General features: G+C 59.8%; 24 protein-coding genes. 5 read left to right on the top strand and 19 right to left on the bottom strand.

The window, feature by feature from the left end:
* Positions 1–41: 41 nt before the first annotated feature.
* The 14 genes from PV407_RS07265 to PV407_RS07200 form a co-directional block, all read right to left on the bottom strand.
* Positions 42–2822, bottom strand: a complete 2781-nt coding sequence (locus tag PV407_RS07265) for a transglycosylase domain-containing protein (protein ID WP_332089237.1) — start codon at positions 2820–2822, stop codon at positions 42–44.
* 269 nt (positions 2823–3091) lie between these two features.
* Positions 3092–3334, bottom strand: a complete 243-nt coding sequence (hfq, locus tag PV407_RS07260) for an RNA chaperone Hfq (RefSeq protein WP_332089236.1) — start codon at positions 3332–3334, stop codon at positions 3092–3094.
* Positions 3335–3404: 70 nt separating this feature from the next.
* The gene (miaA, locus tag PV407_RS07255; protein ID WP_332089235.1) at positions 3405–4364 is read right to left on the bottom strand and encodes a tRNA (adenosine(37)-N6)-dimethylallyltransferase MiaA; all 960 of its coding nucleotides are present in this window, start codon (positions 4362–4364) and stop codon (positions 3405–3407) included.
* A complete protein-coding gene (locus tag PV407_RS07250; RefSeq protein WP_332089234.1) occupies positions 4361–5134 on the bottom strand; it encodes a class I SAM-dependent methyltransferase in 774 nt (257 codons plus the stop codon). The genes miaA and PV407_RS07250 overlap by 4 nt, the downstream gene beginning before the upstream one ends.
* A complete protein-coding gene (gene mutL / locus PV407_RS07245) occupies positions 5134–7224 on the bottom strand; it encodes a DNA mismatch repair endonuclease MutL (RefSeq protein ID WP_332089233.1) in 2091 nt (696 codons plus the stop codon). The genes PV407_RS07250 and mutL overlap by 1 nt, the downstream gene beginning before the upstream one ends.
* Positions 7224–8678 (bottom strand): S41 family peptidase, encoded by a 1455-nt coding sequence (locus PV407_RS07240; protein WP_332089232.1) that lies wholly within the window; start codon positions 8676–8678, stop codon positions 7224–7226. The genes mutL and PV407_RS07240 overlap by 1 nt, the downstream gene beginning before the upstream one ends.
* 13 nt (positions 8679–8691) lie before the next feature.
* Positions 8692–11421 (bottom strand): DNA mismatch repair protein MutS, encoded by a 2730-nt coding sequence (gene mutS, locus PV407_RS07235; RefSeq protein WP_332089231.1) that lies wholly within the window; start codon positions 11419–11421, stop codon positions 8692–8694.
* 69 nt (positions 11422–11490) lie between these two features.
* A complete protein-coding gene (locus PV407_RS07230) occupies positions 11491–12828 on the bottom strand; it encodes a putative amidoligase domain-containing protein (protein WP_332089230.1) in 1338 nt (445 codons plus the stop codon).
* 99 nt (positions 12829–12927) lie between these two features.
* The gene (cotE, locus tag PV407_RS07225; RefSeq protein ID WP_332089229.1) at positions 12928–13494 is read right to left on the bottom strand and encodes an outer spore coat protein CotE; all 567 of its coding nucleotides are present in this window, start codon (positions 13492–13494) and stop codon (positions 12928–12930) included.
* 160 nt (positions 13495–13654) lie between these two features.
* Complete coding sequence (locus PV407_RS07220; RefSeq protein WP_332089228.1) at positions 13655–14605, bottom strand: aromatic acid exporter family protein; 951 nt, start codon at positions 14603–14605, stop codon at positions 13655–13657.
* Positions 14606–14746: 141 nt separating this feature from the next.
* Entirely contained in the window at positions 14747–15586 is an 840-nt protein-coding gene (locus tag PV407_RS07215) for an ABC transporter permease (RefSeq protein WP_332089227.1), read from the bottom strand.
* Positions 15583–16377, bottom strand: coding sequence for an ABC transporter ATP-binding protein (locus tag PV407_RS07210; protein ID WP_332089226.1), 795 nt, complete (start codon positions 16375–16377; stop codon positions 15583–15585). Before PV407_RS07210 ends, PV407_RS07215 begins: the two co-directional genes overlap by 4 nt.
* Positions 16378–16395: 18 nt before the next feature.
* On the bottom strand, positions 16396–17406 hold the full coding sequence (locus tag PV407_RS07205) for an ABC transporter substrate-binding protein (RefSeq protein WP_332089225.1): 1011 nt from the start codon (positions 17404–17406) through the stop codon (positions 16396–16398).
* Positions 17407–17545: 139 nt separating this feature from the next.
* Entirely contained in the window at positions 17546–19066 is a 1521-nt protein-coding gene (locus tag PV407_RS07200) for a carboxypeptidase M32 (RefSeq protein ID WP_332089224.1), read from the bottom strand.
* Positions 19067–19194: 128 nt separating this feature from the next.
* Here PV407_RS07200 and PV407_RS07195 point away from each other — a divergent pair, with 128 nt between their 5' ends.
* Positions 19195–19542 carry an iron-sulfur cluster biosynthesis family protein gene (locus tag PV407_RS07195; RefSeq protein ID WP_332089223.1) on the top strand — a complete coding sequence of 116 codons (348 nt, stop codon included), beginning with the start codon at positions 19195–19197 and terminating at the stop codon, positions 19540–19542.
* 57 nt (positions 19543–19599) lie between these two features.
* Here the strand turns inward: PV407_RS07195 and PV407_RS07190 are convergent, their stop codons facing one another.
* The 3 genes from PV407_RS07190 to PV407_RS07180 are packed head-to-tail and all read right to left on the bottom strand — an operon-like array spanning position 19600 to position 21353.
* A complete protein-coding gene (locus PV407_RS07190; protein ID WP_332089222.1) occupies positions 19600–20163 on the bottom strand; it encodes a beta-class carbonic anhydrase in 564 nt (187 codons plus the stop codon).
* Positions 20164–20223: 60 nt separating this feature from the next.
* Complete coding sequence (locus tag PV407_RS07185) at positions 20224–20820, bottom strand: HD domain-containing protein (protein WP_332089221.1); 597 nt, start codon at positions 20818–20820, stop codon at positions 20224–20226.
* Positions 20817–21353: a DUF309 domain-containing protein gene (locus tag PV407_RS07180; protein WP_332089220.1), complete on the bottom strand. Its 537-nt coding sequence runs from the start codon at positions 21351–21353 to the stop codon at positions 20817–20819. The genes PV407_RS07185 and PV407_RS07180 overlap by 4 nt, the downstream gene beginning before the upstream one ends.
* A 208-nt stretch (positions 21354–21561) precedes the next feature.
* Between PV407_RS07180 and PV407_RS07175 the strand changes: the two genes are divergently transcribed.
* Entirely contained in the window at positions 21562–21984 is a 423-nt protein-coding gene (locus PV407_RS07175) for a hypothetical protein (RefSeq protein WP_332089219.1), read from the top strand.
* A complete protein-coding gene (locus PV407_RS07170; RefSeq protein WP_332089218.1) occupies positions 21981–22259 on the top strand; it encodes a DUF2653 family protein in 279 nt (92 codons plus the stop codon). Before PV407_RS07175 ends, PV407_RS07170 begins: the two co-directional genes overlap by 4 nt.
* Before the next feature lie 130 nt (positions 22260–22389).
* Here the strand turns inward: PV407_RS07170 and PV407_RS07165 are convergent, their stop codons facing one another.
* The gene (locus tag PV407_RS07165) at positions 22390–23502 is read right to left on the bottom strand and encodes a Gfo/Idh/MocA family protein (protein ID WP_332089217.1); all 1113 of its coding nucleotides are present in this window, start codon (positions 23500–23502) and stop codon (positions 22390–22392) included.
* 172 nt (positions 23503–23674) lie between these two features.
* Between PV407_RS07165 and PV407_RS07160 the strand changes: the two genes are divergently transcribed.
* Positions 23675–25585 carry a glycosyl hydrolase family 18 protein gene (locus PV407_RS07160; protein WP_332089216.1) on the top strand — a complete coding sequence of 637 codons (1911 nt, stop codon included), beginning with the start codon at positions 23675–23677 and terminating at the stop codon, positions 25583–25585.
* 166 nt (positions 25586–25751) lie between these two features.
* Positions 25752–26225 (top strand): GNAT family N-acetyltransferase, encoded by a 474-nt coding sequence (locus PV407_RS07155; protein WP_332089215.1) that lies wholly within the window; start codon positions 25752–25754, stop codon positions 26223–26225.
* Positions 26226–26307: 82 nt separating this feature from the next.
* Here PV407_RS07155 and PV407_RS07150 read toward each other — a convergent pair whose 3' ends face one another.
* A complete protein-coding gene (locus PV407_RS07150) occupies positions 26308–26967 on the bottom strand; it encodes a class I SAM-dependent methyltransferase (RefSeq protein ID WP_332089214.1) in 660 nt (219 codons plus the stop codon).
* Positions 26968–26994: the final 27 nt, after the last annotated feature.

Below are 26994 nucleotides of genomic sequence, written 5' to 3'. Positions count from 1 at the left end.
TCGGCCTTGCGACCGATTCTTTTTCGTGCCTATGAGGTTCGTTAAAAGCGGTCCGGCGTAACCGGAATCGTACGCGAGCCGGTTCCGGTTCCCGATGTGCCGGTTCCCGTACCCGATGTACCGGTGCCGCTTCCCCCGCCGGTTCCCGTCGTTCCGGTGCCGGTCCCCGAGCCCGGAATGCCGGTGCCAGTCCCTGTTCCAGTTCCGGTACCCGCACCTGGCGTACCGGTACCGGTTCCCGTCCCGGAACCGGAGCCCGGCGAACCCGTTCCCGCACCTGTCCCCGTTCCCGCGCCCGAGGTGCCGGTGCCGGTGCCGGTGCCGGTGCCGGTACCCGTTCCGGTACCCGATCCGTTTCCAGTGCCCGGATTTCCCGTACCGGTGCCGCCCGGAGTCGTCGTCCCGGGCTTTCCGGAACCGGTTCCGTTGCCGCCAATTTGCCCGTTTCCGGTGCCGGTATTGTTTCCATTGCCGTTACCGATTCCGCTGCCGTTTCCGGCGCCTTGGCCGTTTCCGTTCGGATTGCCGTTGCCGGCGCCTTGGCCGCTTCCGTTTCCGTTGCCTTGCCCGTTATTCGGGCCGCCAGCCGGAACCTCGATCGAAACGACGTTCGATTTTTCCGCTTCCGCATCGGTCGCCGAATTGTAAGGAACAACGTAATATTCGTACTTGTCGCCCGCCGGCACGGTCATATCGTCCAATCCCGGCACCGCCGTCCGCGGCAGCTCGATAAATTCCTTGTCTTTCGAGCCTTTCCGGTAAATTTTGTACACGATATTGTCTCCGCCGACGGCCGACCAGCTCAAACGGACGATGCCTCTCTCGGGTACGTAAGCGGCGGTCAAATCGTTCACCGTCTGCGGCGGCTGGCTCAGCTCCTCCACGCCGTTCGGCTTCTGGAATTGCGTCACTTTGACGCCGGTCAACGCCTTCGTCATCACTTCCTTGAACATGACCGCGGGCAGCGCGCTTCCGCCCGAAACGTAATGCTCCCGATCGGTCGTATCGAAGCCCATCCAGATCGCGGCCGACCATTCCGGGGTATACCCGGCGAACCAAACGTCCCGGTTATATTTCTCCAGCCCTTTCAGATCGAGCTGGGTCGTTCCCGTTTTGCCGGCGACCGGGCGATTCATTTTCGCGCTGGCGCCCGTCCCGTTGTCGACGGCGTTTTTGAGCATGACCGTCATGTACCAGGCGGTTCTGGCGCTCATTGCCTGCGTCGGCTTCTCGTTGAATTTGTAAATTTCCTTGTCCGACGAGTCGACGATTTTGTCGACCGCGTGACTTTTGTACAGCTGGCCGTTGTTGGCGAACGCCCCGTAGGCGGAAGCCATTTGCAGCGGAGTGACCCCGTTGGTCAAGCCGCCTAGCGCGATGGCGAGGTTTCGGTCTTTGCTGCGATCCAAGTCGATGCCGAGTTTTTTGGCAAAATCGAACGCTTTCTGTACGCCGATTTGCTCCAGCAGCCAAACGCTCGGCACGTTCGCCGACTTTTGCAAAGCTTGCATCATGCTGATTTGGCCCAAATAGACGCCGTCCCAGTTGCTCGGCGAATATCCGCCCTGGAACGTCATTTTCTCGTCCTTCAGCATCGTGTACGGGTTCCACTTTTTGAAGTCCGTTTCCATCGCCGGGCCGTACTCCGCGATCGGCTTGAACGACGAACCCGGGGCCCGCGGCTGAACGGCGCGGTTCAACGTTTTCGTCTTATAGTCCCGGCCGCCGACCATGCCGACGATTCCGCCGTTTTTGTGATCGACGATGACCATCGCGCCCTGCATTTTTTGCTTCGGACCGTCCTTCTGGAACAGCTTGTCGTTCGCGAACGCCGTTTCCATCGCTTTCTGGGCGGCCGGGTTCATTGTCGTATATATTTGATAGCCGCCCCGCAGCAGCTCGTCTTCCGATTTGCCCGACTTTTCGACGGCTTCCTTGAGCGCATAATCGATAAAGGTCGCATAATCGCCGTTTCCGGTTTGCGGCTTGTACGTATATTCCACGGCCGCCGCCGCGGCCCGCTCTTCTTCGGTAATGTAGCCTTGATCTCTCATCAGCTGGAGCACGACGCCCCGGCGTTCCTTCGAACGGTCCGGATGATCGATCGGATTGTAATAGGCCGGCGCCTTCGGAATGGCCGCCAGCGTAGCCATCTCCCAAACTTCGAGCGAGCCGAGGTCCGACTTGCCGAAATATTTTTTCGCCGCCATCTTGACGCCGTACGCCCGATTACCGAAATAAATCCGGTTCAAATACAACGTCAATATGTCTTGCTTGGTCAAATTATTTTCCAGCGCAAGCGCGATGGACGCCTCCGTCGCTTTGCGGAATAACGTTTTGTCGGCGTTCAAAAACAAGTTTTTGGCGAGCTGCTGCGTAATCGTGCTTCCGCCCTCGACCGCTTTCCGGTTGACGATATCTTTGACGAGCGCCCGGCCGATCGACCAGAAGTCGATGCCGCCATGCTCGGTAAACCGTTTGTCCTCGGTCGCGATAAACGCCTGCGCGAGCCGTTCCGGAATATCCTTCGCCTCGACCAGCTCGCGGTTTGCCTCCGGCACGTACAGCGTCGTCATCTCGTTGCCGAACACGTCGTACACTTTGGCCGCTTCCGCCAAATCGAGCTTGTCTTTGTTTTCGTTGAACAGCTTTTCGCCGTTCAGCATGATGAACACGTAACCGCCCATCGCGCAAAATACGCCGAGCACGCACGTAACGAGAAACCAAACGAGCAGCTTCCGCGGCTTAAACCGCTTTTTCGTCTTTTTCTTTTTCGGCTGCGGGTTCGTTCCGCCGGCATTGGAGTTTCTTGCTGCGCTCATCCTCCGACTCCCTCCCTAAGTAACCCCACAAAGTGAAGCTGGACTTCGAAGCTTATTCCGATTACTTTGCGGGGACTCCGATACTGAACCCCACAAAGTGAAGCCGGCCTTCGAAGCTTAATCCTGTTACTTTGCGGGGACCCCGTTTCTTTCAGCGCCAGAAGCAAAAGAACAACCCGTTAGGGTTGCTCCTCTCTTCTCGGTACACTTATTAAACGATTGAAAGCCCGAAAAAGTTTCAAAACGGCTTCTTCCGGGCGTCCGGCCGATCAAGATTCGGTTGCGGACTCCTGCGGCATGAGCGATACGGGACGCTGCGGCGTGAACGTGGAAATCGCGTGCTTGTATACCATTTGCTGACGGCCGTCGCTGTCGATAATGATCGTAAAATTATCGAACGCTTTAATGTATCCGCGGATTTGGAAACCGTTCGTCAAATATACCGTAACGGCGATGCTCTCCTTGCGGAGCTGGTTCAAAAACGTGTCCTGAATGTTGATCGACTTGTTCATCAAAGGTCCCCCCAAATATAATGATTACCACGGACATTGCCGGAATTTTCGTTCGATACGTACCCCATTCTTATTCTGGATCGGGGGTAAACTTTCCTGCTAGTATATCATGAAATGTTTGCAAATGCGCAGAAAAATTTGGCTCCGTGACGTCGATCCAACGGATGTCCGGCATGCGCCGGAACCACGACAGCTGCCGCTTGGCGAATCTTCGCGTATTCCGCTTCAGAAGCTCTGCCGCGAACGGCAAGTCGTATTCGCCCTGCAAATAGCCGACGATTTCCTTGTACCCGAGCCCCTGCATCGAAGGCAGGTCGGTCGTATAGCCCCGGCGGAGCAAAGCGTCCACTTCGCGGACGAGACCTTGCTCGATCATGAGGTCGACCCGAGCTTCAATACGTTTATATAAAATTTGCCGGTCCATTGTCAAGCCGACGATACATAGTTCGTAAGGGGACTCCTTTTTCGGTCCGGTCGCTTCCGGAGACTGCGGACTTCCGGTCGCGCGCACGATCTCCAGGGCGCGGATCGTCCGTCTCCGATCGTTCGGATGGATGCGCCGCGCCGATTCCGGATCGGCCTGCGCAAGCATATCGTGGAGCGCGGCTTCGCCGTGGCGGTCGGCGTAATCGTTCAGCTCCTTGCGATACGATTCGTCGATGCCGATGTCGCTGAACTTGTAATCGTAGCACACCGATTCGACGTAGAGTCCGGTCCCGCCGACGATGAAGGGCAGCCTGCCCCGGCGATGGATGTCTTCGATCAACCGGCGGACCCGTTCCTGAAATTCGGCGACGGAAAACAAATGGTCGGGATCGCAAATGTCGATCATGTGGTGCGGCACGGCCGCTCGCTCTTCGCGCGATGCCTTCGCCGTTCCGATATCCATCCCCCGGTATACTTGCATCGAGTCCCCCGAAACGATTTCGCAGCCGTACCGGACGGCCGCCTCCAAGCTCAAATTCGTCTTTCCGACGGCCGTAGGCCCGACCAGCACGAGAAGACGCGGTTTCGATTCCGCTTCCGTCAAGGATGTATCACTCCATAAGCTATTTTCGTTCGCGACTTGGATCGCATCGTAAAGCCGAGCCGCTCGAACTCGCCGCTCTCCTTGCCCTCCTTCAGGACGACGCTTTTGCGGGCGACGCGAACCGCTTCGCGAATCGCCTCCTCGGCGAGCGGGGCATGATTGGCCAGCTGGCGCAGCGGCCCGATCGCGCTCGACTCCTCGACCGGCAGGCGGAACATCGGGTCGAAATAGACGATATCGACGCTTTTGTCCGCCAGCTGCCGCAGCACGTCGAGATGGTGGGCCCGCTTCATGACGACCCGTCTCATCGCCGCGTTAAATTCGGGCAGCTGCGTTTCGTAAGCCAGCAAGCCTTCCCGCACGATCGTATACAAGGCCGGCTCGCTTTCGACGGCCGTCACTTCGCCCGTTTCGCCCACCGCGTAAGAAAATACGATCGCATCCGCTCCGAGGCCTGCGGTGCAGTCGAGCACCCGGTCGCCGGCGGACGCCCCGGATATGTCGATCAGCGCGTCCCGTTCCCCGTTCATCAGCCGTTTGACGCGCACGAACGAAAGCGACGGGTGAAAAAACAGAGGCGCTTCGTCATTGCCGTGATAAAACAGCTCCCGCTCCGCGACGAGCAAAAAGCGAGACTCTCCGTACCGCTCTCCGAGCCTGCGGACCGAAGACGTTCCGCGCGGCACGTAACGGACGCCGAGCTCCGCCGCGAGCCGCTTTCCGCGTTCGACCGTTTCGCCGGACGGCGAATAGGAGGTCGTTACCAGCATTACATCACCCGCTTGAACATTTTTTCCAGCTCGTACGTCGTGAAGCTGACGACGATCGGCCTGCCGTGCGGACACGTATACGGATTGCGGCAGCGCGCGAGCCGGTCGAGCAGCGCTTCGATTTCCGCGATGCTCAAATGCTGATTCGCCTTGATCGACGCTTTGCACGAGCACATGATCGCCGCTTTTTCGCGCAGCTTCGTCAAGTCGACCGATTTTTTCTCCGCCAGCAGCCAATCGGTCATTTCCTCCACCAGCGCCTTCTCCTCGCCGGCCGGAAACCAGTGGGGCAGTCCGCGGACGAGAAAAGCGCCGCCTCCGAACGGCTCCAGGTCGACTCCGACCTGCGCAAGGAGCGGCAGCTTGCCGGCAAGCGCCTCGGCTTCGGCCGTCGTGAATTCGAGCGTGATCGGCACGAGCAGCTGCTGGCTCGCTTCGGCCGGCTTGCCGAATTTCTCGTAATAATATTCGTAGTTGATCCTCTCGTGCGCCGCGTGCTGATCGATCAAATAAAGCCCGGTTTCGTTCTGGGCGACGACATACGTGCCGTGCATTTGCCCGATCGGATCGAGCTGCGGAAACCGCGGCGCGGGCGCCGGCCGCTCGCCCGGCGTCTGCGGCAGCGCGTTCGCCAGCCGTTCGTACGCCGCCGCGCTCGTCGTCGAAGTCCGCTCGAACGACGGACGCGCCTGCCGGGCCGGCGACGAAGACGAATACGCCGACGGCGCGCTGCCGCCGCGCGGTTGCGGCGCGACGCGTTCCTCCCGCGCGAACGCCCCTTCGCGCCCAGGCGATCGTACCGCGTCGTTCGCCGACGATCCCGACAGCGGCTCGCTTATGTATGCATCGCGCCTTTCCGGACGCGGAACGGTATCGCCCTCAGCCGCATCGACGGCCGCATCCTTGCCGGGATTCCCGGCGGACGGGCGTTCCGGCGAGGGCGGCTGCCCGTTGCCGCGCTCCGCCGGCGGCGGTTCGGGCAGCGGAGCGTCCCGGTACGCGTCGTTATCGGCGATCGGCTCGGCCGAGCTCCGATACAGCTCCATCCGCTCCTGCACGACGGCCGCCTTCGGCGTCGGCCTGCCCGCCTTCGGGATGAGCACTTGTCCGCTCAGCACGGCGCGCAGCTCGGCTTCGACGAACCGGACCAACTCCTGCTCTTTGCTGAACCGCACTTCCAGCTTCGCCGGGTGGACGTTGACGTCGACGAGCGACGGGTCCATGCCGATATGCAGTACCGCGACCGGATACCGGTTGATCGGCAGCAGCGTATGATACGCGTTCATGATGGCGTTCGACACCGCATAGTTGCGTATCGTTCGTCCGTTCAGGATCGTCGTGATCGCCTGCCGGTTCGACCGCGTCATGTCGGGGCGGGATATAAGACCGCGCAGCGAATAGTCGGCGTTTTCCGCCTCGACCTGCAGCATCGTCTTCGCGACGGCCGTGCCGTAAACGGCGGCGACGACCTGCAGCAGGTCGCCGTTGCCGAGCGTTTGCAGCAGTACGTTGCCGTTATGCTTCAGGCCGAAGGCGACATGCGGATGGGCCATCGCGCAGCGGTATATATAGTCCGAAATATGGCCGAGCTCGGTTTGGATCGTTTTCATATATTTCAAACGAGCCGGCGTATTGAAAAACAGCTCCTTGACCGTCATGTCGGTCCCCCGCGAAGCGGCCGTCTCCTCGAACGACCGGACCGCGCCGCCTTCGATGACGAGCCTGCGGCCGAGACCGTCCGCGTTCGAGGCGGTAACGCATTCGACTTTGGCGACGGCCGCGATGCTCGGCAGCGCCTCCCCGCGAAAGCCGAGCGTGCGAATTTGGAACAAATCTTTGCCGCTCTCGATTTTGCTCGTCGCGTGGCGGTAAAAGGCGACCTCGCAGTCGCCGGATTCGATGCCGCTGCCGTTGTCGGTCACGCGGATCAACTGCAGTCCGCCTTCCTCGATGGCGACGTCGATTTTCGTGCCGCCGGCGTCGAGCGCGTTTTCCACCAGCTCCTTCACGACGGACGACGGCCGTTCGATCACTTCGCCCGCGGCGATCTGGTTCGCCACATGCTCGCTAAGCACTTTTATTTTTCCCATTACTTCCCGTTTCCTTTCACGGTCAGCACCGTTTTATCCGGACCGGCCGTCCATTCGAGCTGCGGAAACTGCTCCTTGAAGCGGCTCAGCTCGATAAACCCGGAGCCGTTCTCGTTGCGGAACCCCGTCGACGGACCGAAGACGCGCTTCGCCGCGCCTTGACCGATTTCCACGCCCTGCAGCTCGTCGTTCCAGGCGAGCGGCTCGCCGACGACGGCCGCCAACGTGCGGGCCGGGAAATAGACGCCGCCGTCCGCGCGCAAAGTCGGAAGCGCCGCGTCGAAAAACTCGAACCCGTTCAGCGTATACGAATGCTTGTCCGCCTCCAGCTTGATGTCGCGAAGCCCCGCCGCGCGCAGACCGGTAAGCAGCTGCGGAACGGCGCCTTCCGTCTGCACGTCCGGCTGGAGCCCCGCCTTGTTGACGACCCGCTTGTTCGGGGACAAATATTCCTGCACCGTCACTTTCAGGACGCCCCCCGTATTCAGCGGGTACAGCGCCTGAACGCTCCCTTTGCCGTACGTTTTCGCGCCGACCGCGATCGCTTTCTTGTAGTCTTGGAGCGCCGCCGTCAGCACCTCGGACGCGCTGGCGCTGTTTTCGTTGACGAGCACGACGACGGGAAACGAAACCGACCGGCCTTTCTTGATGACGAGAGGCTCGTCCTTATTGTCTTTGTCGCGCGTATGAATAAGGATGCCCTCCGGTATAAACTGCTCGGCGATATGCTTCGCCGTTTCCAGCAAGCCGCCCGGGTTGTCGCGCAGGTCGATGACGAGACCTTTCATCCCGTTTTTCTTCATCAAATCCAGCATCCCGGAAAACTGCTCGTCGGCGTCGTCGGAAAAGCTGTCCAGGTTCAAATACCCGATTCCGCCCTCCATCATGCCGCCGCTGATGACCGGCAAATGAATTTGTCCGCGCGTGGCGGTGACGTCGATTTGCTCGTTGCCGCGTTTCACCCGGATCTGGACGTCGGTGCCTTCGGCTCCGCGAATCAGTCCGGTCACCTGTTCGATTTTCATGCCGGCCGTCGATTCGCCTCCGACCGCGATAATGTAGTCCCCGCGCCGCAAGCCGGCTTTCAGCGCCGGCGACCCTTGAAACACCTCGACGGCGATAAACCCGCCTTCGTCCTGGCCGAGTCTCATGCCGATGCCCGCGTAGTTCAAATCGAGCGAATTCATGAAATCGTTCCATTCTTTTTCGTCGAAATATTCGGTGTACGGGTCGTGAAGCGACTCGATCAAGCCGTCGATCGTATTCGCCGTCACCTTTTCGATGCCGGCTCCGTTAATATGGACCTGCGAGAGCATCTGCTGAACTTCCTTCACCTGCTCCGCCGTATCCGCCCATGCGGCGCCGGCCGGGAAGACGAGCGAGCCGAACAGCAGGGCGGCGGCGGTCCACGTTTGAAGCAACGGCGACCGGCCGGTCTTTCGTTTGAAAATCATCGATGAGTCCTCCTTATTTCGATTCGGCCGCGGCGAGCTGCTTCAGCTCGAACAAAAAATTCATCGCCGCGAGCGGCGTCATGTTGATCAGGTCGGCGGCCTGCAGCCGTTCGGCGAGCTTTCCTTCGGCGGCCTCCGCCTTCGATTTCGTTCTCGCTCCGCCTTTCGCCACCCGGTCTCCGTCGCCGAACAGGCTCAGCTGGACGACCGGCTCCTCTTCCTTGACCAGCCCGGCTTGCCGCCCCGCGTCGTCGCGATAAGTCGCCGAAGGCGCGGGCGGCGCCGTCTCCTCGAGCGCGGCGGCCGTCCGTTCGCCGCTCGCGGCGGCTTCGCCGGCGGCCTGCATCGCCGAAGCCGCCGCCTCGTGCCGGCCGAGCAGGTCGTACGCCCGGTCGATGATCGAGCCGGGAAGCCCGGCGATGCGGGCGCAGTAGATGCCGTAGCTCGTGCTGGCCGCGCCGCGGATCATTTTGCGCAAAAACGTCACGTCGTTGCCGCTTTCCTTCACCGCCATGCAATGGTTGCGCAGTCCGCCGAGCGTTTCCTCCAAATGGGCCAGCTCGTGGAAATGCGTCGAGACGAGCGTCTTGCAGCCGACCCGGTCGTGCAAAAATTCGATGACCGCCTGCGCGATCGCCATCCCTTCCCCGGTCGACGTCCCCCGGCCGAGCTCGTCGATAATGACGAGGCTGCGCGCGGTCGCCTTCTCCGTCATCGTCCGGATGTCCATCATCTCGACCATGAACGTGCTTTGTCCGCCGACAAGGTCGTCGGCCGCCCCGATGCGCGTAAAGATGCGGTCGACGATCGGCACCGTGGCGGCTTCCGCCGGCACGAAGCTGCCGATTTGCGCCATGATGCAAATCATCGCCACCTGTCGCATATACGTGCTCTTGCCGGCCATGTTCGGCCCGGTAATGAGCAGCACCCGTCCGTCGTCCTGCGTCATTTGCGTATCGTTGGCGATGAAGGAGCCGTCCGTCAAAATCGCCTCGACGACCGGATGGCGGCCGTCCGTCACGTTCAGTTCGAACCCGTCCGAAATCGTCGGACGGCGGTACCGGTACGCGGCGCCGACCGTCGCGAACGATTGCAGCACGTCCGCGGCCGCCACCGTTTCGGCGAGCCGCTGCAGCCGCGTCACTTGGCCGGACAGCTTGTCCCTCAGCTGCAGGAACAGCTCGTATTCGATGTCGACCATCTTTTCCTCGGCTTCGAGAATGAGCGCTTCTTTTTCCTTCAGCTCCGGCGTCACGAACCGCTCCGCGTTCGCAAGCGTCTGCTTCCGCTCGTACCGTTGCTCGGGCAGCGAAGCCAAATTGCTGCGGGTCACTTCGATATAGTAGCCGAACACCTTGTTATAGCCGATCTTGAGCGATTTGATGCCGGTCGACTCGCGCTCCCGCCGCTCCAGCTCGGCGATCCACTGCTTCCCGCTGACGCTCGCCTCGCGCAGCTGGTCGAGATGCGCATGGTAGCCCGGCTTGATCAGTCCGCCTTCGCGCACGGACACCGGCGGCTCCTCCACGATCGCGTCCTCGATCCATTCGCGGATGTCGGCGCAGTCGTCCATCGTCTCGGCCAGCTCCTTCAGCGTGGACGAACCGGATTCGGCGCATATTTGCTTGATGAGCGGAATTTGCGCCAGCGACAGCTTCAGCGCGACGAGATCGCGCCCGTTCGCGTTGCCGTACGAAATGCGGCCGACGAGCCGCTGCAAATCGTAGACGTCCTTCAGCTGCTGCCGCAGCTCCTCGCGGACGATCAGCCGATTGTACAAGCAGTCGACCGCCTCGAGCCGCTTCTCGATGTCGGCGCGGTTCGTCAGCGGCTTGTCGATCCAGCGCCGCAGCAGGCGGCCGCCCATCGAGGTCGCCGTCCGGTCGAGCAGCCACAGCAGCGATCCTTTTTTCGCCCGCTCCCGGACCGTCTCCGTCAATTCCAGATTGCGCCGCGTGAACGGGTCCATCGTCATATGCTGCCGGCGCTCGTATGCTTCGATGCGCGTCAGGTGGGACAACGTCCGCTTCTGCGTTTCTCCGAGATACGAGAGCAGCAGCGCGACGGGGGGCAGCCAGTCCGGGGCGACCGAGCGGAGATGCTCCGGAGAAAACTGGCGGTTCATCAGCGCCTCGTCGGCCCGTTCCCAATCGGTCATCAGCATTCCTTGCAGCAAGCCGCTCTTCTCGGAGCGAAGCTGACGCAGCAGCTCCGGCTGTCCGATCAGCTCGGACGGCGAATAAACGTTGATTTCATCGATCAGCTGCGCGAGCGAAGGCTCGGTCGCCGTAACGAACAGCTCCCCGGTCGACAAATCGCAGGCGGCCAGGCCGTATTGGCCGTTCGACGCGGCGACGCAGACGAGAAAATTGTTTTTCGCCTCCGTCGCCGTTTTGCCGTCCATGACCGTTCCCGGCGTCACGATTCGCACGATTTCGCGCCGGACGACCCCTTTCGCCTCGGCCGGATCCTCGACCTGCTCGCAAATGGCGACTTTATACCCTTTCTCGATCAGACGGTGAATATACGATTCCGCCGAATGGTACGGGACGCCGCACATCGGAATGCGCTCCTCCATGCCGCCTTCCCGTCCGGTCAGCGTAATTTCCAGCTCTTGCGCCGCTCTGATCGCGTCGTCAAAAAACATTTCGTAAAAATCGCCCAGGCGGAAAAACAAAAACGCGTCCTCCGCCTGCGCTTTGATCGACAAATATTGCTCGATCATCGGCGTATATTTGCTCATGTCCATCCTCCAACCGCGATTCGTGTTCCAATTGCCCGTTTTTCGCTATTATAACACAAATTTTGCCGATCACCTTCCTCCGGCGACCGGAGAACCGATTTTCCAGGCGGCGCGAATGTCGGCGCTCTCGTCCCAGCGTTCCCCGTTTTCGATCATGGCGAAAAGCGGCGCGATCATGCCGGCGTATTCCGCGTAGTCCGGCAAGCCGCGAATATCGGCCATCAGCGGCTTGACGACACCGCGGAGCGTCTCCTTGTCGCCGGCGAAATAGCCGCTCAGCACGTCCGGCCGAAGCAGCGGCCTCGCGCGCAGCGAGCCGCACCGCTTCGCGACGAGCGCCGCCAGCGCAAGCGCGCCTTTGGCCACGCGCGGCGAAACGAGCCAGCTCGGCAGCGTGCGGTATTCGAAGCCGCCGTGCGGCTGGCGGCGGAAATCGCCGGGAATGCCGTAGCGCGGGCGACGCGCGGACGAACGCTCGTCTTCGATCAGGACGAGCGGCAGCGCCAAATAGTTGTCGAGCGCCCGCAGCAGCGGAACGCGAAGCGAGACGCCGCTCAAATGAATATGGCCGCCGAGGGCGAACCCTTTCGCCGGCATCCCTCCGGCGAGCCATTTGACCCCCGGCGTATCCGGAATGAGCCTCGATGCGGCCGCGAGCGCCTGCCGCACGTGCCCCACCAGCTGCAGCGGGTCGGCGCTCGGCCGCGGACGCAGCTCCGCCAGCGGATACATCACCTTGCCGCCGATGCGGACGACATCGCAGCCGGCCCGGCCTTGTCTCGGCAAATAGGCGGAAGCCGGCACCACCTTGCCGTCCGCGTTCGTCAGCAAAAACTCGGGATCGGCCCCCATCCGGAAATTCGGCAGCCCGGGGTCGCGCTCCCGCTCGCGGGCTTCGGCGTCCCGATACCGGCCGAGCGCCTCCGCGAGCCGGCCGGCCAGCGGCGCCTCCATCGCCGGAAACGGCTCGATGGCGAGCAGCAGCGGCCGCCCTCCCGGCCGGATGCCGATATCGACCATGCCGTAATCGAGACCGGCCAAGAACAGCAGCCGCGCGGCCGCCTTTCTGGCCCGGCGCTGTTTCGGATCCGCGGCGTCGTCCGGATCGGCGCGAAGCCATTCCCCGCCCGCCGCTTCGCTCCCGCCGGCCGAATAGAGCGTTCCGCGGCGAATCGCCGGAGCCGCATACACGCAATTCGCCGCCGACCGGTACACGGCGATCGTTTCCAGCTGAAACAACAAAAACCGGTAGCGATGGGTGATGCCGAAATCGCCTCCGGTTTCCGATTCCTCCGAATAGCCGAGCAGCCGCGCCGCGGCCTGTCCCGGCCGTGTCTCGCGGGACGTCCGGCCGATCGGTTCCGCGTTCAGTCCGAGCCGTCTCGCTTCCGCATGGATTCCGTCCATCCGGCCACCCCTTCCAGCGTATCAATTCAACAAAAAAGAGGGCGAATGCCCCCTGGCGAAACGTGTAGCTCCGACATACTATACAGTAAGCAGTAAGTATTAATCCACTTCGTCGTCGAGCAGGTCCGGATCGAGATCTTCGTAATCCTGCTCGCCGCCGTCGTCGAAGTCCGCATCCTTGTCGAGATCGTCGCAGCCGCCTTCGCATACGAGCACGCACACCTTCGTCTCGGCGACCATCTCGACCTGGAATTCCCGCTCCACTCTGATGACGACACCGCCTCCGGTGGACGAAACATTCGCTTCCACGCAGTTCGGATCCTGCGTCGCGACCGCAGAAACCTCGACCGTGGAGGCTCTATGTTTCGAATCGAGATACGACAGCGGGACCAGTTCTACATAAGATACCGTCTCTTTCGCTACGTCCGTGCTCTTGTTTTTGTCGTAAGAATACCAAATGTTGATATCGTAAGTACCTACCACTTCGACTCCGTCGCTTGCTTTTACGGCTTCATATTCATGGTTGATGACCCATGCCCCAAGAATACTGGACGGCGTCTGTGGCGGAGTTACGGTATGCGTCACTTGAGAAAACTTACGACCTTTGCCGCATACAGCTTTCGTGATGATTTCTCTGCAATGCGTATCTCTATGTGTAGTCGACATCCTGCAAACCTCCTCCATGACAAATCATTCAATTAAAGTGTATGCAGGACATTCGTCTAGAGTGACAACATTTTTTGAACCTTATAGGTTTTGCGTAAAACCGGATCCCGCAAGGCCCGACGCTGTACGCTTCGCAGGCCGGCGCGGCTTGGCGGGGTTATTAGACTTCCAACTGCTTCTTTTCTCTTTTCGCGATATTCAAATAATATGTTAGCTCGCGGCATAGCTGCAAGATGGCCGACCGCACCTCGAACTCCTCGCGGCTTTGCGGCAGCGGCATGCGTTTGAATTCGTCCTCCAGCGCGGCAAGCCGCTTCTCCACGTTTCCCGTGTACGTCATGCTCTTCACGTCGACGCTCAGCGCCTCGAACAGCTCCGCCACCAAATGTCCGTGCGGCAAGCTGCTGTATACTTGCGCGACGAGCCGGATCATATCCTCGATCGATTCCAGCTGACCGCCGCGCATATGAAAGTATGTATTCCAGTACGGGTTTCCCGAAAAAAGCCGGTTTTCCGCCGCTTTCACCGCTTCGGCCTTGCCCCGCTCGATCGCTTCATGCGCGTCCAGCACCTCGCCGCCGCTCCATACGTAATCGACTTCGCGAAGCTGTTTCGCGATATGCCGGAAGATGTCGGAGAACGCGTTCTCGACCCGCTCCCGTTCCGTTATCAGTTTACGCTCGGCATCCGGCATATAGACGACGTTTACGACCGTCGCCGTACCCAGTCCGACGAGAAGCAGTCCGATCTCGTTCAGCACGATCGGCACCGACGCCTCCCCGATCGAGAAGATGTGGAAGACGGCGACGCAGCAGGTCGCGAGCCCGTTCTGCAGCCGCAGCCGCAGCAGCACCGGAATCGCGATCAGGATGAACGCGGCCAGCACGAGCAGATGGAACCCGAACGCCATCAGCATCGACGTGGCGATCACAAGTCCCATCAGCGACGCGCCGATGCGGGTGAGCGACGTGACGATCCCTTTGCGGATCGTCGACTCCACGCCCAATATGGCTAGCAGCCCCGCGGACATCGGATATTCGAGCGACAGCAGCATCGCCAAATAAACGGCCGCCACGGTGGCGATTGCGGTTTTCACGGTGCGAATGCCCATAGGCGACTCCCCCTTGTTTCCTTCTATAGTAATGCATGCGGCATCGGCATGACAAACCGCGGGCGGGCTCGTCCGGCGGAAAACGAGGCGACGCAGGCGAACGTCCCGCCTCGCCGCCCCGGACCCGGCTTTCGCAAGCCGTCACGGTTTCCGGTTCAGTCTTCCTTCGATATAAGCGACGATTTGATACATGACGGTCGCCACGACGGCGATCACGACGAGACTTCCGAGCACCAGCGTAAAATTGAACACCTGGAAGCCGTATATGATCAAATAGCCGAGCCCCTGCTTCGATACGAGAAATTCCCCGACGATGACGCCGACCCAGGCGAGGCCGACGTTCACCTTCAGCGTCGACACGATCGCCGGTATCGAAGCCGGCAATATGACTTTGCGGAACGACTGCCCCTTCGTCCCCCCGAACATGCGCACCACTTTCAAGTAGTTCGCGTCGACTTCCTTGAAGCTCGTAAAAACGACGAGCGTCGTAATGATGACCGTGACGGCAAGCGTCGTCGCGATAATCGACGCGACGTTCGGCCCGAGCCCGACGATGAACAGCGGACCGAGCGCCACCTTCGGCATGCTGTTCGCGACGACGAGGTACGGGTCGAGCACGCGGGCGAGAAACGGCGACCACCAGATCAAGGTGGCCAGCGCGGTCCCGAGCAGCGTGCCGAGCGTAAATCCCGCTCCCGTCTCCAGCACGGTCGCCCATACGTGAGGCAGCAGCGAGCCGTCGGCCCATTTGCCCGCCAGCAGCAGCGCGATTTTGCTCGGATAGCTGAACAGCAGCACGTCGATCCATTTCAGCCGCCCGGCCGTTTCCCATAAAGCGATAAAGGCGACGAACAGAAACAGCTGCGTCAGCGAGACCGACGCCGTGAGGCGCCGCCCCGCCTTTCGGTGCTCCTGCAGGACGCGGGCGGGCAGCGCGGAAAGCGAATCGGCGGATCGGTCAAGCTTCGGTCCCGAACTCATGACGGCTCCCTCCTTGCTTCCATCTCTTCGAACTCGCCCCATATTTCGCCGAACAGCGCGTGAAAGCCGGGCAATTCCCGCGCTTTCATCGGACTGGCGGCGCGAATCTCGTCGGGGACGCGAATGTCCCGGCGCACCCGCCCCGGCCCGCGGTCCATGACGATCACCCGGTCGCTCATGGCGATCGCCTCCGATATGTCGTGCGTCACGAGAATCGCCGGCTTGCGCCGCTTGCGCAGCGTCTCGGAGACGAGCTGCTCGAGCGTCAGCTTCGTCTGGTAGTCGAGCGCCGAGAACGGCTCGTCGAGCAGCAGCAGCTCCGGCGACGCAATCAGCGTCCGAACGAGCGCCACCCGTTGGCGCATGCCGCCGGACAGCTGGTGCGGATATTTCGCCGCCACGTCGCCGAGGCCCATCTCCTTAAGCAGCCGCAGCGCGTCGGTCCGCTGGGCGTCCGTCACTTTGCCGTGCAGCTCCAGTCCGATCAAGCAGTTGTTCTCGATCGTCCTCCACGGAAACAAATAATCGTGCTGCAGCATATAGCCGACTTGCCGGGAAGGGCCGGTTACCCGCCTGCCGCCGATTTCCACCCGTCCCTCGGTCGGAACGATCAGTCCCGCGACGACGGACAGCAGCGTCGTTTTGCCGCAGCCGCTCGGACCGACCAAACTGACGAACTCGTCTTCGTCCAGCTCGAAGCCGATCCGCTCCAGCGCCAGCAGCGCCCCTTTGCCGGATACGTATACGTGGGAAACGTCGGTTAAGCGGACGGCCGCCTGCTTCTCCTTCATAACCGATCACCGCCCTTTTCATTTTTTGGCGGCGTCGATCGCTTTTTGCGCGAACGTATTGTCGACGAGCTTCTTATAGTCGGCCCGCTGCTTCAGCTCGCCCGCCGCCTCCATCACATCCTGCAAATTGTTCCACTCGTTCTCGTCGACGATCGGGTCCGCGGCGAACGACTGCTGGTCTTTGTACCGCTTCACGACCGCCTTCACGATTTCTTTGTCCGTGTCCGCGAAAAACGGCTGGAGTGCGGCCGCGATCTCGTCGACCGATTTGTCCGCGACCCACCGCTGCGCCTTATAAACGGCGTTCGTAAATTGCTGAATCGTTTTCGGATTGCGGTCGATAAAGCTTTTTTTCGCCATAAACACCGTATACGGCAGCTTGCCGCTTTCGATGCCGAACGAAGCGACGACGAACCCTTTCCCTTCCTTCTCGATCACGGTCGCCTGCGGCTCGAACATTTGCACGTAGTCGCCGGTTCCGGACGAGAAGGCGGCCGGAATGTTGGCGAAGTCGACGTTTTGGATCAGCTTCAACTCTTTTTGCGGGTCGATCCCTTTCTTTTTCAGCGTAAATTCGCCCGCCATTTGCGGCATGCCGCCCTTTCGCTGGCCGAGAAACGTACTTCCCTTCAGCATCGACCAATCGAATTTGTCGATTTTTTTGCGCGATACGAGAAACGTCCCGTCCGTCTGCGTCACCTGCGCGAAATTGACGACCGGATCGTCCGACCCTTGCTGGCTGACATAAATCGACGTTTCCGAGCCGACGAGCGCCACGTCGATCCCGCCCGACAGCAGCGCGGTCATCGTCTTGTCGCCGCCCGCCGTCGTCGTCAGCTCGATGTCGAGCCCCTCTTCCTTGAAAAAGCCTTGGCTGATCGCCACATACTCCGGCGCATAAAAAATCGACCGGGTCACCTCGCCGATCCGGATTTTCGTCTTGTTGCCGGCGGAGCCCGAGCATGCGGCGAGCATGACCGGCACGACGGCGACGATCGCCAGCAGCAGCGACTTCATCGTTTTGCTCATGCTGCAACGCCTCCCTTTCGTTTGCGATTATCATATGCAAGCGCCCAGAGCGGGGTGATAGAACGATAGACGAATCCGGGGCCCGATCGAACGCAAAAAAGCAGAGAGCGCGCGCTCTCTGCTTCGCAAACGTTTCGGCTTATCGCAAACCGTAAATGTCGCCGTATTTCGTTTTCAAATACGCAATCATGTATTCGGGGTTGAGCGGCTCTCCGGTAACGCCTTCGACGATTTCGTCCGGCGTAAGCAGCTTGCCGTGACGGTAAATGCGTTCGACGAGCCAGTCTTTGATCGCCGCAAAATGTCCGCCCGCGATCAAATCGTCCAGATCGCCGAGCTGCCGCTCCATCGTCCGGCGAATTTGCGCCGAGTACATGTTGCCGAGCGAATACGACGGGAAATAACCGAACGAGCCGCCGGCCCAATGTACGTCCTGCAGCACGCCTTCCCCGTCGTGAGCGGGCTCGACGCCGAGGTATTCCTTATACTTCTCGTTCCAGTAGGACGGCAAATCGGCGACTTGCAGCGAGCCGCCGAACAGCGCTTTTTCGATCTCGTAGCGGATCATAATATGCAGGTTGTACGTAAGCTCATCCGCCTCGATCCGAATAAGCGACGGCTGCACGCGATTGATCGCGCGGTAAAACGAATCGACCGAAACGCCTTGAAACCGGTCCGGATACAGCTCCTTCAGCTTCGGGAAATACCGGTCCCAGAACGTCCGGCTGCGGCCGATCATATTTTCCCAGAAGCGCGACTGCGATTCGTGGATGCCCATCGACGTGCCCGAGCATAAAGGCGTGCCGATCAGCTCTTTCGATATATTTTGCTCGTACAGGGCATGGCCGCATTCGTGGATCGTGCCGAACAGCGCGCTCGTCACGTCGCCGGGCAAGTAGCGGGTCGTGATGCGCACGTCGCCCGGATTGAGCCCGGTCGCGAACGGATGGACGCTTTCGTCCAGACGGCCCGCTTCGAAGTCGTAGCCGAGCTCCTTCAGAATGTACAGGCTGAACGCTTTTTGCTGCCGCACGTCGAACGTCTCGTTCAAAAACGACGTATCCGGCTCGTTGTTCGACCGCTGAATCGCCGACACGAGCGGCACGAGCTTTTCCCGGACGTCCGCGAAAATGCGGTCGAGCTTTTGCACCGTCATGCCCGGCTCGTACATGTCGAGCAGCGTGTTGTACCGGTGTCCTTCGTAGCCCCAAAGCTCGACGAATTCGAGATTGGCGGCGACGATTTTTTCCAAATACGGACGGAACATGGCGAAGTCGGCTTTTTCCTTCGCTTCCTCCCAAACGGATTCCGCCTGCGACGTCAAAACGACGTACGCCTGGTATTTGTCCGGCGGAATTTTTTTGCTGCGGTCGTATTCCTTCCTGCACTCTTCCACCAGCTTGCGGTCGACGCTGCCAAGCCGCTCGAACGCCGCCGGTTCGGACAGCCGCTCCAAATAACGGCCCATCTCGTCGGAGACGGACATTTTGAACATCTCCGCGGACAGCTCTCCGATGACCTCGGAGCGGGCTTCCACGCCTTTGCGCGGCGCTCCGGTTCGCAAATCCCAATACATGACGTCCAGCGCTTCCCCGTAGCTCTTCATTTTCTTCACATAGCTTCGAAAAGACGGCAACAACGTTTCGATCGATTCGCTCATGACGGCGTCATCCTCCTTTAGCGTGGAAACGGATGGTAACATCATACTTGGAAACGGCGGACGAATCAACATCGCCCCGGTTTTATGATACAATGTGACGGAGCGACAACGAATGGGAGATGACCGGCATGTACGTCCAGTTTACCGATGAAGCGGCCGATTTCATCGGATCCAAATTTTTCGGCAGCACCGCGTCCGGCGCCTTGAAGCTGGCCTACGACACGGACGGATGCGGCTGCGCCGTGAACGGCGTGGCCGCCCTATGGATCGTCGACCGACCGGAGGAGGGAGACCGGCTCGCGCGCAGCAACCGGTTCACCGTCTTTTACGATCCGAAGCAGTCGATCTTTTTCGAGGACGAGGTGACGGTCGACCGGAAGCCGGGCCAGCCTTCGCTCGTGCTGAAGAGCAGACAGCAAACGTACAATCCGAACATGAAGGCGATCGATTTTCGGCCGCAGCCGGAAAGCCGATAAGCCGCGGCGCGTAAAAAAGCTTCTTCGTCCGGTCGGCGAAGAAGCTTTTTGCGCTTTTTAGTCCAAATACCCTTCGTCCACGACGTCCAGCTTGCCTGTCTTCGGATCGATGACAAGCCCGTGAATCGGAATTTTCGGCACAAGCGGATGGTGGCGAATGAGGCTGACGCTTTTGCGGATGCTTTCCGTCACGTCGTTGAACCCCCGCAGCCAATGCTCGATATTGAGCCCCGAGTTTTCCAAAATTTGCAGCGTATCCTCGGAAATGCCGCGGTCCAAAAACTTCGATTTCATCGCATGCGGGTTAATGTTGCCCATGCCGCAGTCGTAGTGTCCGATGACGAGCACTTCTTCCGCGCCGAGCTCGTAAATGGCCACGATAATGCTTCGCATAATGCCGCCGAACGCCGTCGACACGACGCCGCCCGCCGATTTGATCATTTTGACGTCGCCGTTTTTGATGTTCATGCTCGCCGGAAGCAGCTCGATCAAGCGCGTATCCATACACGTCAAAATGACGAACTTTTTATCCGGAAATTTCGACGTCAAATACGGCTCGTATTTGCGCTGCTCGACGAACGAGCGGTTGAATCCGATAATTTCATCCAACAGTCTTGCCATCGCTGTATGCTCCCCTTCGTTGTAAATTTGCGGTTTTCCCGCTGCGATCCGGAACGGCCGTCAGTCGAAATACCCCCGCGACACCGCATTCCGGATCATCTGCTCGGCATACCGCCAAAGCTCGGCCGAGCCTTCCCCGATCGACGCGTTTCGGCGAAGCACCCGGTCGCTCGCAATGCCGTGCTCTTTCCACGACTGGCCTTCGTTCTCGTAATTGAACAGCATCGGCTGCAGCCGGTCGATCGCCGCGGCGAACTTCGCTTCCTTCGTCTCCCGTCGTTCGAACTGCTCCCAAAGCCGGATAAACTCGTCCCGCTGGTCGTCCGGCAGCATGCCGAACAGCCGCCGCGCCGCTTCGCGCTCGCGCTCGTATTTGCCCTCGAGCCCTTTGTCGTCGTAGGCGAACGTATCCCCGGCGTCGATCTCGACAAGGTCGTGGACGAGAATCATTTTGAGGACCGTCGGCAGGTCCAGATCCGGTTCGTTCGCGTATTCGAACAAGACGACGGCCATGATCGCCAAATGCAACGTATGCTCGGCATCGTTCTCGAACCGTTCGCTGCGGATGAGACGGCTTTTGCGAAACACGTGCTTCAACTTGTCGATTTCCAATATAAATCCGAGCTGCTTGTCCAGTCGCGCTCCTACCGTTCTCACCCCCTCGCTTCGCTGCGGCCGATTTGCCTTTTGGCCGCTTCCAGCCGTCTCGCCTCGATGACGTCGGTCCGATCGCGAAGCGTATGCTTGTTGCGAATAAACGAATCGTTCGGATCGGTCGGCTGCTTCCAGACCAGCCCCCGGCTTCGGCATTCGGCCATGCAGGCGGCGGCCAGCTCCGCATCCGCGAGCGGAATGTCCATATCCGCATACGGCGCCGCCGCATCGTCCGTCAGCTGCGCCAACCGGCGCTCCGCTTCGCGGCGAAACGCCGGCGCGTCGACGCCGAGCTCGGCCAAATGCGCGTCGTCCATATTGCGCAGCGCGGCGGCCATCATTTTCAGAGCGCCGGCCCGGTTGCCCCGCCGCTGATGATACAGCGACACCGCGACCTGGATGAGGCCGACCCACGTTTTGCTTTTCGGATCGTCCGGATGCCGCTTCCAATAATCTTCCAAAATTTCATGGCATTCGAAAAAATCGCGGCTCGCGTGAAACTGAACCAAATATTCGATATAGGACGCCGGATACACGGTGCGGACCGCCTCCTTTTCCGCCAGCAGGCCGTAATCATCTCTACATTATATCACGGATGGCGGAAATTTGCAGACTCATTGAAAGCCTGCGGATCGGTCTATTTTTTTTTCATATTTTTTTATAAAAAACGAAACCGTTGCCCACGCTATTCGTAGTACATCGTGTACCGGCATATTGATTTACGAAAACAGGAGGGTTTTTCTGATGAAAAAATGGGTGCTCGTATTGATGGCCTGCTTTGTTTTCGCCGCGATCAGCGCACCGCAGTTCGCGGACGCGAAGCCGAAGGGCAGCTTCAATTCCGGCAGCAAATCGTACTCGCCGACCAAGCCTGCGGACAATGTGTCGAAAACCGATTCGAGCAAACCGGCTTCTACGAATCCGACGACGCCTGCAACCGCGTCCAAACCCGGCTTTTTCGGCGGCGGCGGTTTCATGAAGGGCTTGATGCTCGGCGGACTCGCCGGCCTGCTGTTCGGCGGCTTGTTCGGGGGCATGGGCTTCCTCGGCAACATTCTCGGACTGCTCGTCAACGTGATGGCGATCTTCCTTGTCATTATGCTCGTCCGGATGGCGTACGTCTACTTCCGCGACCGGAATAAAACGAAGAAGAGGTTCCAAGAATGACGCTCAGCCAGCAAGAAATCATTAACGCGATTTGCGAGCATATGGCCGAGCGAAAAGGGATCGCGCCGGATCAAGTGACCGTCCAGCTGGAATGGGAGGAAAGCCTCGGGTTTTCCGCCCAGGTGACGATCGACGGCCGCTCGCACTATATCGTGGAAGCGAACATGCTCGAGGCGATCGAGCGGTATATATTGAACCAGTACAACCGGCGCGTCTTTCGCAGCCAGCTCGAGCTCGATGTGGAAGACGAAATGTTCTGCATCGTGAAAGAGTAAGCGCGAATGAACGCTTCCAAAAGCGGCTGGCCGGCGAACCAAGCTTCGCGGCCGCCAAAGAACGTTCCGATATCGGAACGTTCTTTTTTTTCGCCCGTTCGCGAGGCGACCGCTTTCCCTCACCCGGCGTTCAGACGTAGTCGCTCTTCGTATCGAACAAGTTCGGCGCCAACGGATGAAACGGCTCGAACGTCGTCGTCAGCTCGTACCGGCTTCCGGATTCGGCGGATCGGTATACGCCGAACATCACCTCGTGCACATGCAGCTGCTGCCGCGCCGACTGCTTCGGCGAAACGCCGGAGCGGATGCAGTGCACGAAGTGGCTCACGATGTCCTTCTCCGTATCCGGAGCCGGCCGCAGCGCCGGCGCGTAGCACGATTCCATCCCGCGCCAAACGACCGGGCTCGCTCCCGGGATCGGTCCGTGCGGGGAATGAATCACGAGCGGAAAACCGCCGTCGTTCAACGCGATCGTTCCGTTACGCCCGTACACGATCGTGTTGTTTTGCGTAAAGGACGTCCCCCACAATGTGCGAACGACGGCGTGCTGCCCGCCCGCGAACTCCACGATCGCGGTCGCATTGTCGTCCACGTCGCTGACGATCCGCTTCCCTCCGCCGACGATCCGATTCGGAATGAGCGTGTTGACTTCGGCGACGAGGCTTTTCGCCGGGCCGAGCAGCGCAATGAGCCGGCTGATCGGATACACCATGCAGTCCAGAACGGCGCCGCCGTGCGAAATCGCCCGGTTGTAGTACCAGTTGTCCCGCGGCGGTCCCGGAATGTTGAGCTGCGCTTCCGCACCGGTCACTTTTCCGATCGTCTCTTCGTTAAGGTACGAAAGCGCCGTCAGCAAGGCCGCGTTCAGATCGTAGGGCAGGTTCATCAAAATGACGTTGTTCCGTTCGGCCGTCCGAACCATCCGCTCGCAATCGTCGTAGCGGGTCGCCATCGGCTTTTCGTTCAGCACATGGAGCCCCCGGTTCATAGCAGCCAGCGCCGGCTCGGCGTGGACGGAATGGGGAGTCGTCACGACGACCGCGTCAAGCTCCTCTTCGTCCATCATGGTCTCGTAATCGTCGTACGCCCGAGCCACCCCGTACTTCTCCGCCTTCCGCTTCGCGTTGTCCAAATGCTTCGCGCACGTCGCCGCGAACCGGACGCCTTCCAGCCTGGCCGCCTGCTCGAAAAAGCGGTTGCTTATATCGCCGCTCCCGATCATGCCGAGTACGATCGGTTTCATCGCGCATCCCTCCTTTTGCTTAAGCATACCACGTTTTCGGCCGTCCCGCTCCAACAAACGGCAGCGGCGGGGCGCATTCCCGCCTTTTCGGGCTTTTTCCCGGAATCTCGCAACTATTTGCATTCCATCACGTCTGAACATATGGAAGATTGCTAGGGAAAGAGGTTGAGAGATGAGAAGATTCGGTTGGGTTGCCGCACTGCTCGTGGCGGTGACCGTAATCGTCGCCCCCGCCGGAGCGACGGCTGCGAACAAAACGACGAAGTATCGCGTGTACCAGAACGAAACCGCCGTTTCCGAGTTTTCCGACCTGAAGCAGGCGATCGCGTTCGCAAGCGGGTACAAGAAAAGCTACGTCGAGGAAATCGGCACGAGAAACTGGGTATGGAACAATTATCCCCGCTACAAGCTGTACCAGTACGACGTATCGCTCCCCGACTGGGAATTCGCCACGCTGGAGGAAGCGAAAGCGGTCGCCCGGTATTACGGCCATGCCGCCATCCGCGACATGCAATCGACCGGCTGGGTCTGGAACAACTACCCGCGATACCGGCTGTATCAAGGCGGCATAACGCTCGATCAATGGGAATTTGCCGATATGAAGGACGCGATTGCGGCCGCAAAATGGTACTTGGGCGCCCACGTCATCGACTTGAACACGAACAAATGGGTATGGGACAACATCCCCGCCTCCGAGAAGCAGCAGCTTCGCCAAGGGTCCGCCGTTTATAAAGTGGTGCAGGACGGCGTCTCGCAGGATTTGGGAACGTTCGCCTATTTGGAGGACGCCGTCAACGAGGCGCTGAACTGGTCGAACTCCTCGGTCGTGGACACGTCGAACGGCAATCAGGTCGTCTACCGCAACGCCAAGCCTTACAAAGTGTATCAAAACGACAACCTGATCGCCGAGTTCGTCAGCATGGACGAAGCGATCGCTTATTCGCAATGGTACTTACATATCCGCATCAAGCTGGACGGCAAAGAAATATGGACGAACGTTCCCTATTACCAGGTTTACCAAAGCGACAACAAAGCGGCCGAATTCAAAACGCTTTCCGAGGCGCTGCAATTCGCAAAGTGGTATACGAACATATCGATTCGGACGTATCACGGCGAACGGATCTGGAACAATTATCGCAAGCTGCTCTATTGGGGCTGGAACGGCTCCTCGGCCGCCGACACCATCAAGAAGCAGGTGCAGACGACGGTCGGTCTCGACATCGTGTCCCCGACCTGGTTTCAGCTGGCCGACGGCGGCGGAACGATGAAGGACATGTCCAACACGGAATCCGTGGCATGGCTCAAAAATCAAGGCTACGCCATTCATCCGCTCGTCAACAACCAGTTCGACTCGGCGATGACTTCGCAATTTTTGGCCAACAAGGGGGCGCAGCAAACGTTCATTCGCGCGCTGATCGATAAAGCCGCCCAGCTGGGCGTCGACGGGCTGAACATCGATTTTGAAAACCTTTCCGGCAAAGACCGGGCCGCCTTCACCGCCTTCATGAACGACCTTACGGTCGAGGCTCATGCGAAAGGACTGATCGTTTCCGTGGACTTGCCTCGCGGAAGCGTCAAATGGAACCATCTGTCCGCGTTCGATCACGAAAAGCTGGCGCAAATCGTCGACTATGTCATTACGATGGCTTACGACCAGCACTACTCCGGCAGCGACAAGCCGGGCTCCGTCTCCGGCCTGCAATGGGCGGAGGAAGGCGTCAAGGAGTTTCTCGAGTACGGCATTCCGCGCGACAAGCTCGTGCTCGGCATTCCGTACTACGTCCGCGAGTGGAAAATAAACGCGGCGACCGGCGCTCTGGAAAGCAACCGGGCCATTTACATGAAAGACATCCCGGCGCTGATCGCCGCCAAAAAGGCGACGTCCGCCTGGGACCCGCAATTCCAGCAGTACAAGGTCGAATACGAGGACGGCGGCTACCGCTACGTCTTTTGGCTGGAAAACGAAGAAACGGTCAAGGCGCGGGTCGATATCGCCGCCAAGTACGACCTGGCCGGGATCGCCGCCTGGAGGCTCGGCTACGAAACGACCGACGTTTGGAACGCGATTTTACAGCAGAAATAAGACCGATATGGCGGCGGCGGTTTCCGACGGGGACCGCCGTTTTTGTTCGCTGCGGCGAAGCCGGACCGCCATTTTTGGCCGAACGTTCCGATCGAAATGGCGTACCCCGGCTTCGCGGCGGGTTTATAATAGGGTCAATCGAACCGACCAAAGGAGGAGTTGCGGCATGTACGCTTGCCGACCGGCGCAAAGCGAAGATTTTCAAACGATATGCACGTTTCCGCAATCGGAGGACGAGCTGTTTTTCATGTTTCCGTCGGGCACGTATCCGCTTACGGCCGAACAGCTGGAGCTAAAAGCGAAAGAACGATGGTGGCCGACGGTCGTGGCCGACGAAAACGGCATTGCCGGGTATGCGAACATATACGGCTACGAGGAAGGCAAGCACTGCAGCCTGGGCAACGTCATTATCGCTCCGGGCCACAGAGGGCGCGGGGCGGCCGTTTGCCTGCTGGAAACGATGATGGAGAAAGCGGCGAACGAGCTGAAGGTGCCGCGGCTGCTCCTCGTCTGCCACCATTCGAATCCGCGGGCGCTGCTGTTTTACGACAAGCTCGGCTTCGTTCCGTACGGTCTTAAGAAAATGCAAAACAAACGGGGCGAAGTGATCGTCGGCATTTTGATGGAGAAAAATTTGTAGCGAAAGTCCCTCTAACGGAAAGGCGCCAAACCAAACAACGGCCTTCAGCTCCGCCGATGCGGGTCTGAAGGCCGTTTCGTTTTTACTCCGGCTGCCGTTTCGCGAGCACGGCCCGGTAGCAGTACAATTCCCCCCACATCGTGGATCGCAGCGCATGCGCCGGTTTCTCCGTCGAACGAGCTCCGTAATATCCGAAGCCGGTCAGCTTCAACGCTTCGTCCAGCCGGGGCAGCGAGATGGTCGGGTAATCGAACGTCACGACGAGCAAGCCGTCGTCCTTCAATACCCGGTGAAATTCCGACAGCGCCCGCACGATATCGTCCCATTGCATATGCTCCAAAACGGAAATGCAAAAAATTTTGTCGAACTTTCTCTCCTCGTAAGGAAGGCTGGCCAGATTGGCTTGGGCGTAACGAATGCCGTCGAAATAATGATCCGGCATCGCCGCGTAAATGTCGGGACCGAGCTCGGCCGCGACGGCTTGGCGCATCAGCTCGGCGGAAGCGATCCGGCCGTCCAGGTCGCAAGCATGCACCTCCTTGCATACGTCAGACAAATAAAACTTCAGCGGATGCGGGATGCCGCAGGCCGCGTCCAGAACGACGTCCGCGGCATTCGCGAATCGGCCCGCCCACTCGTATTCGTATAAGCGGCTCCACCAGGCGTCGGGCAAATCGTAAACAAACCGGTTCGTTCGCGGGTCGGTTTCCAAAATGAATCTCGACTCAAAATGGTCGGACATTGCGCACTTCCCTTCCTCATTGCAATC

Source organism: Paenibacillus sp. GYB003, assembly GCF_036577625.1.
Classification (GTDB): domain Bacteria; phylum Bacillota; class Bacilli; order Paenibacillales; family NBRC-103111; genus Paenibacillus_AB.
The sequence above is the reverse complement of the archived record's forward strand: the minus strand, read 5'-3'. Positions and strand labels throughout refer to the sequence as shown.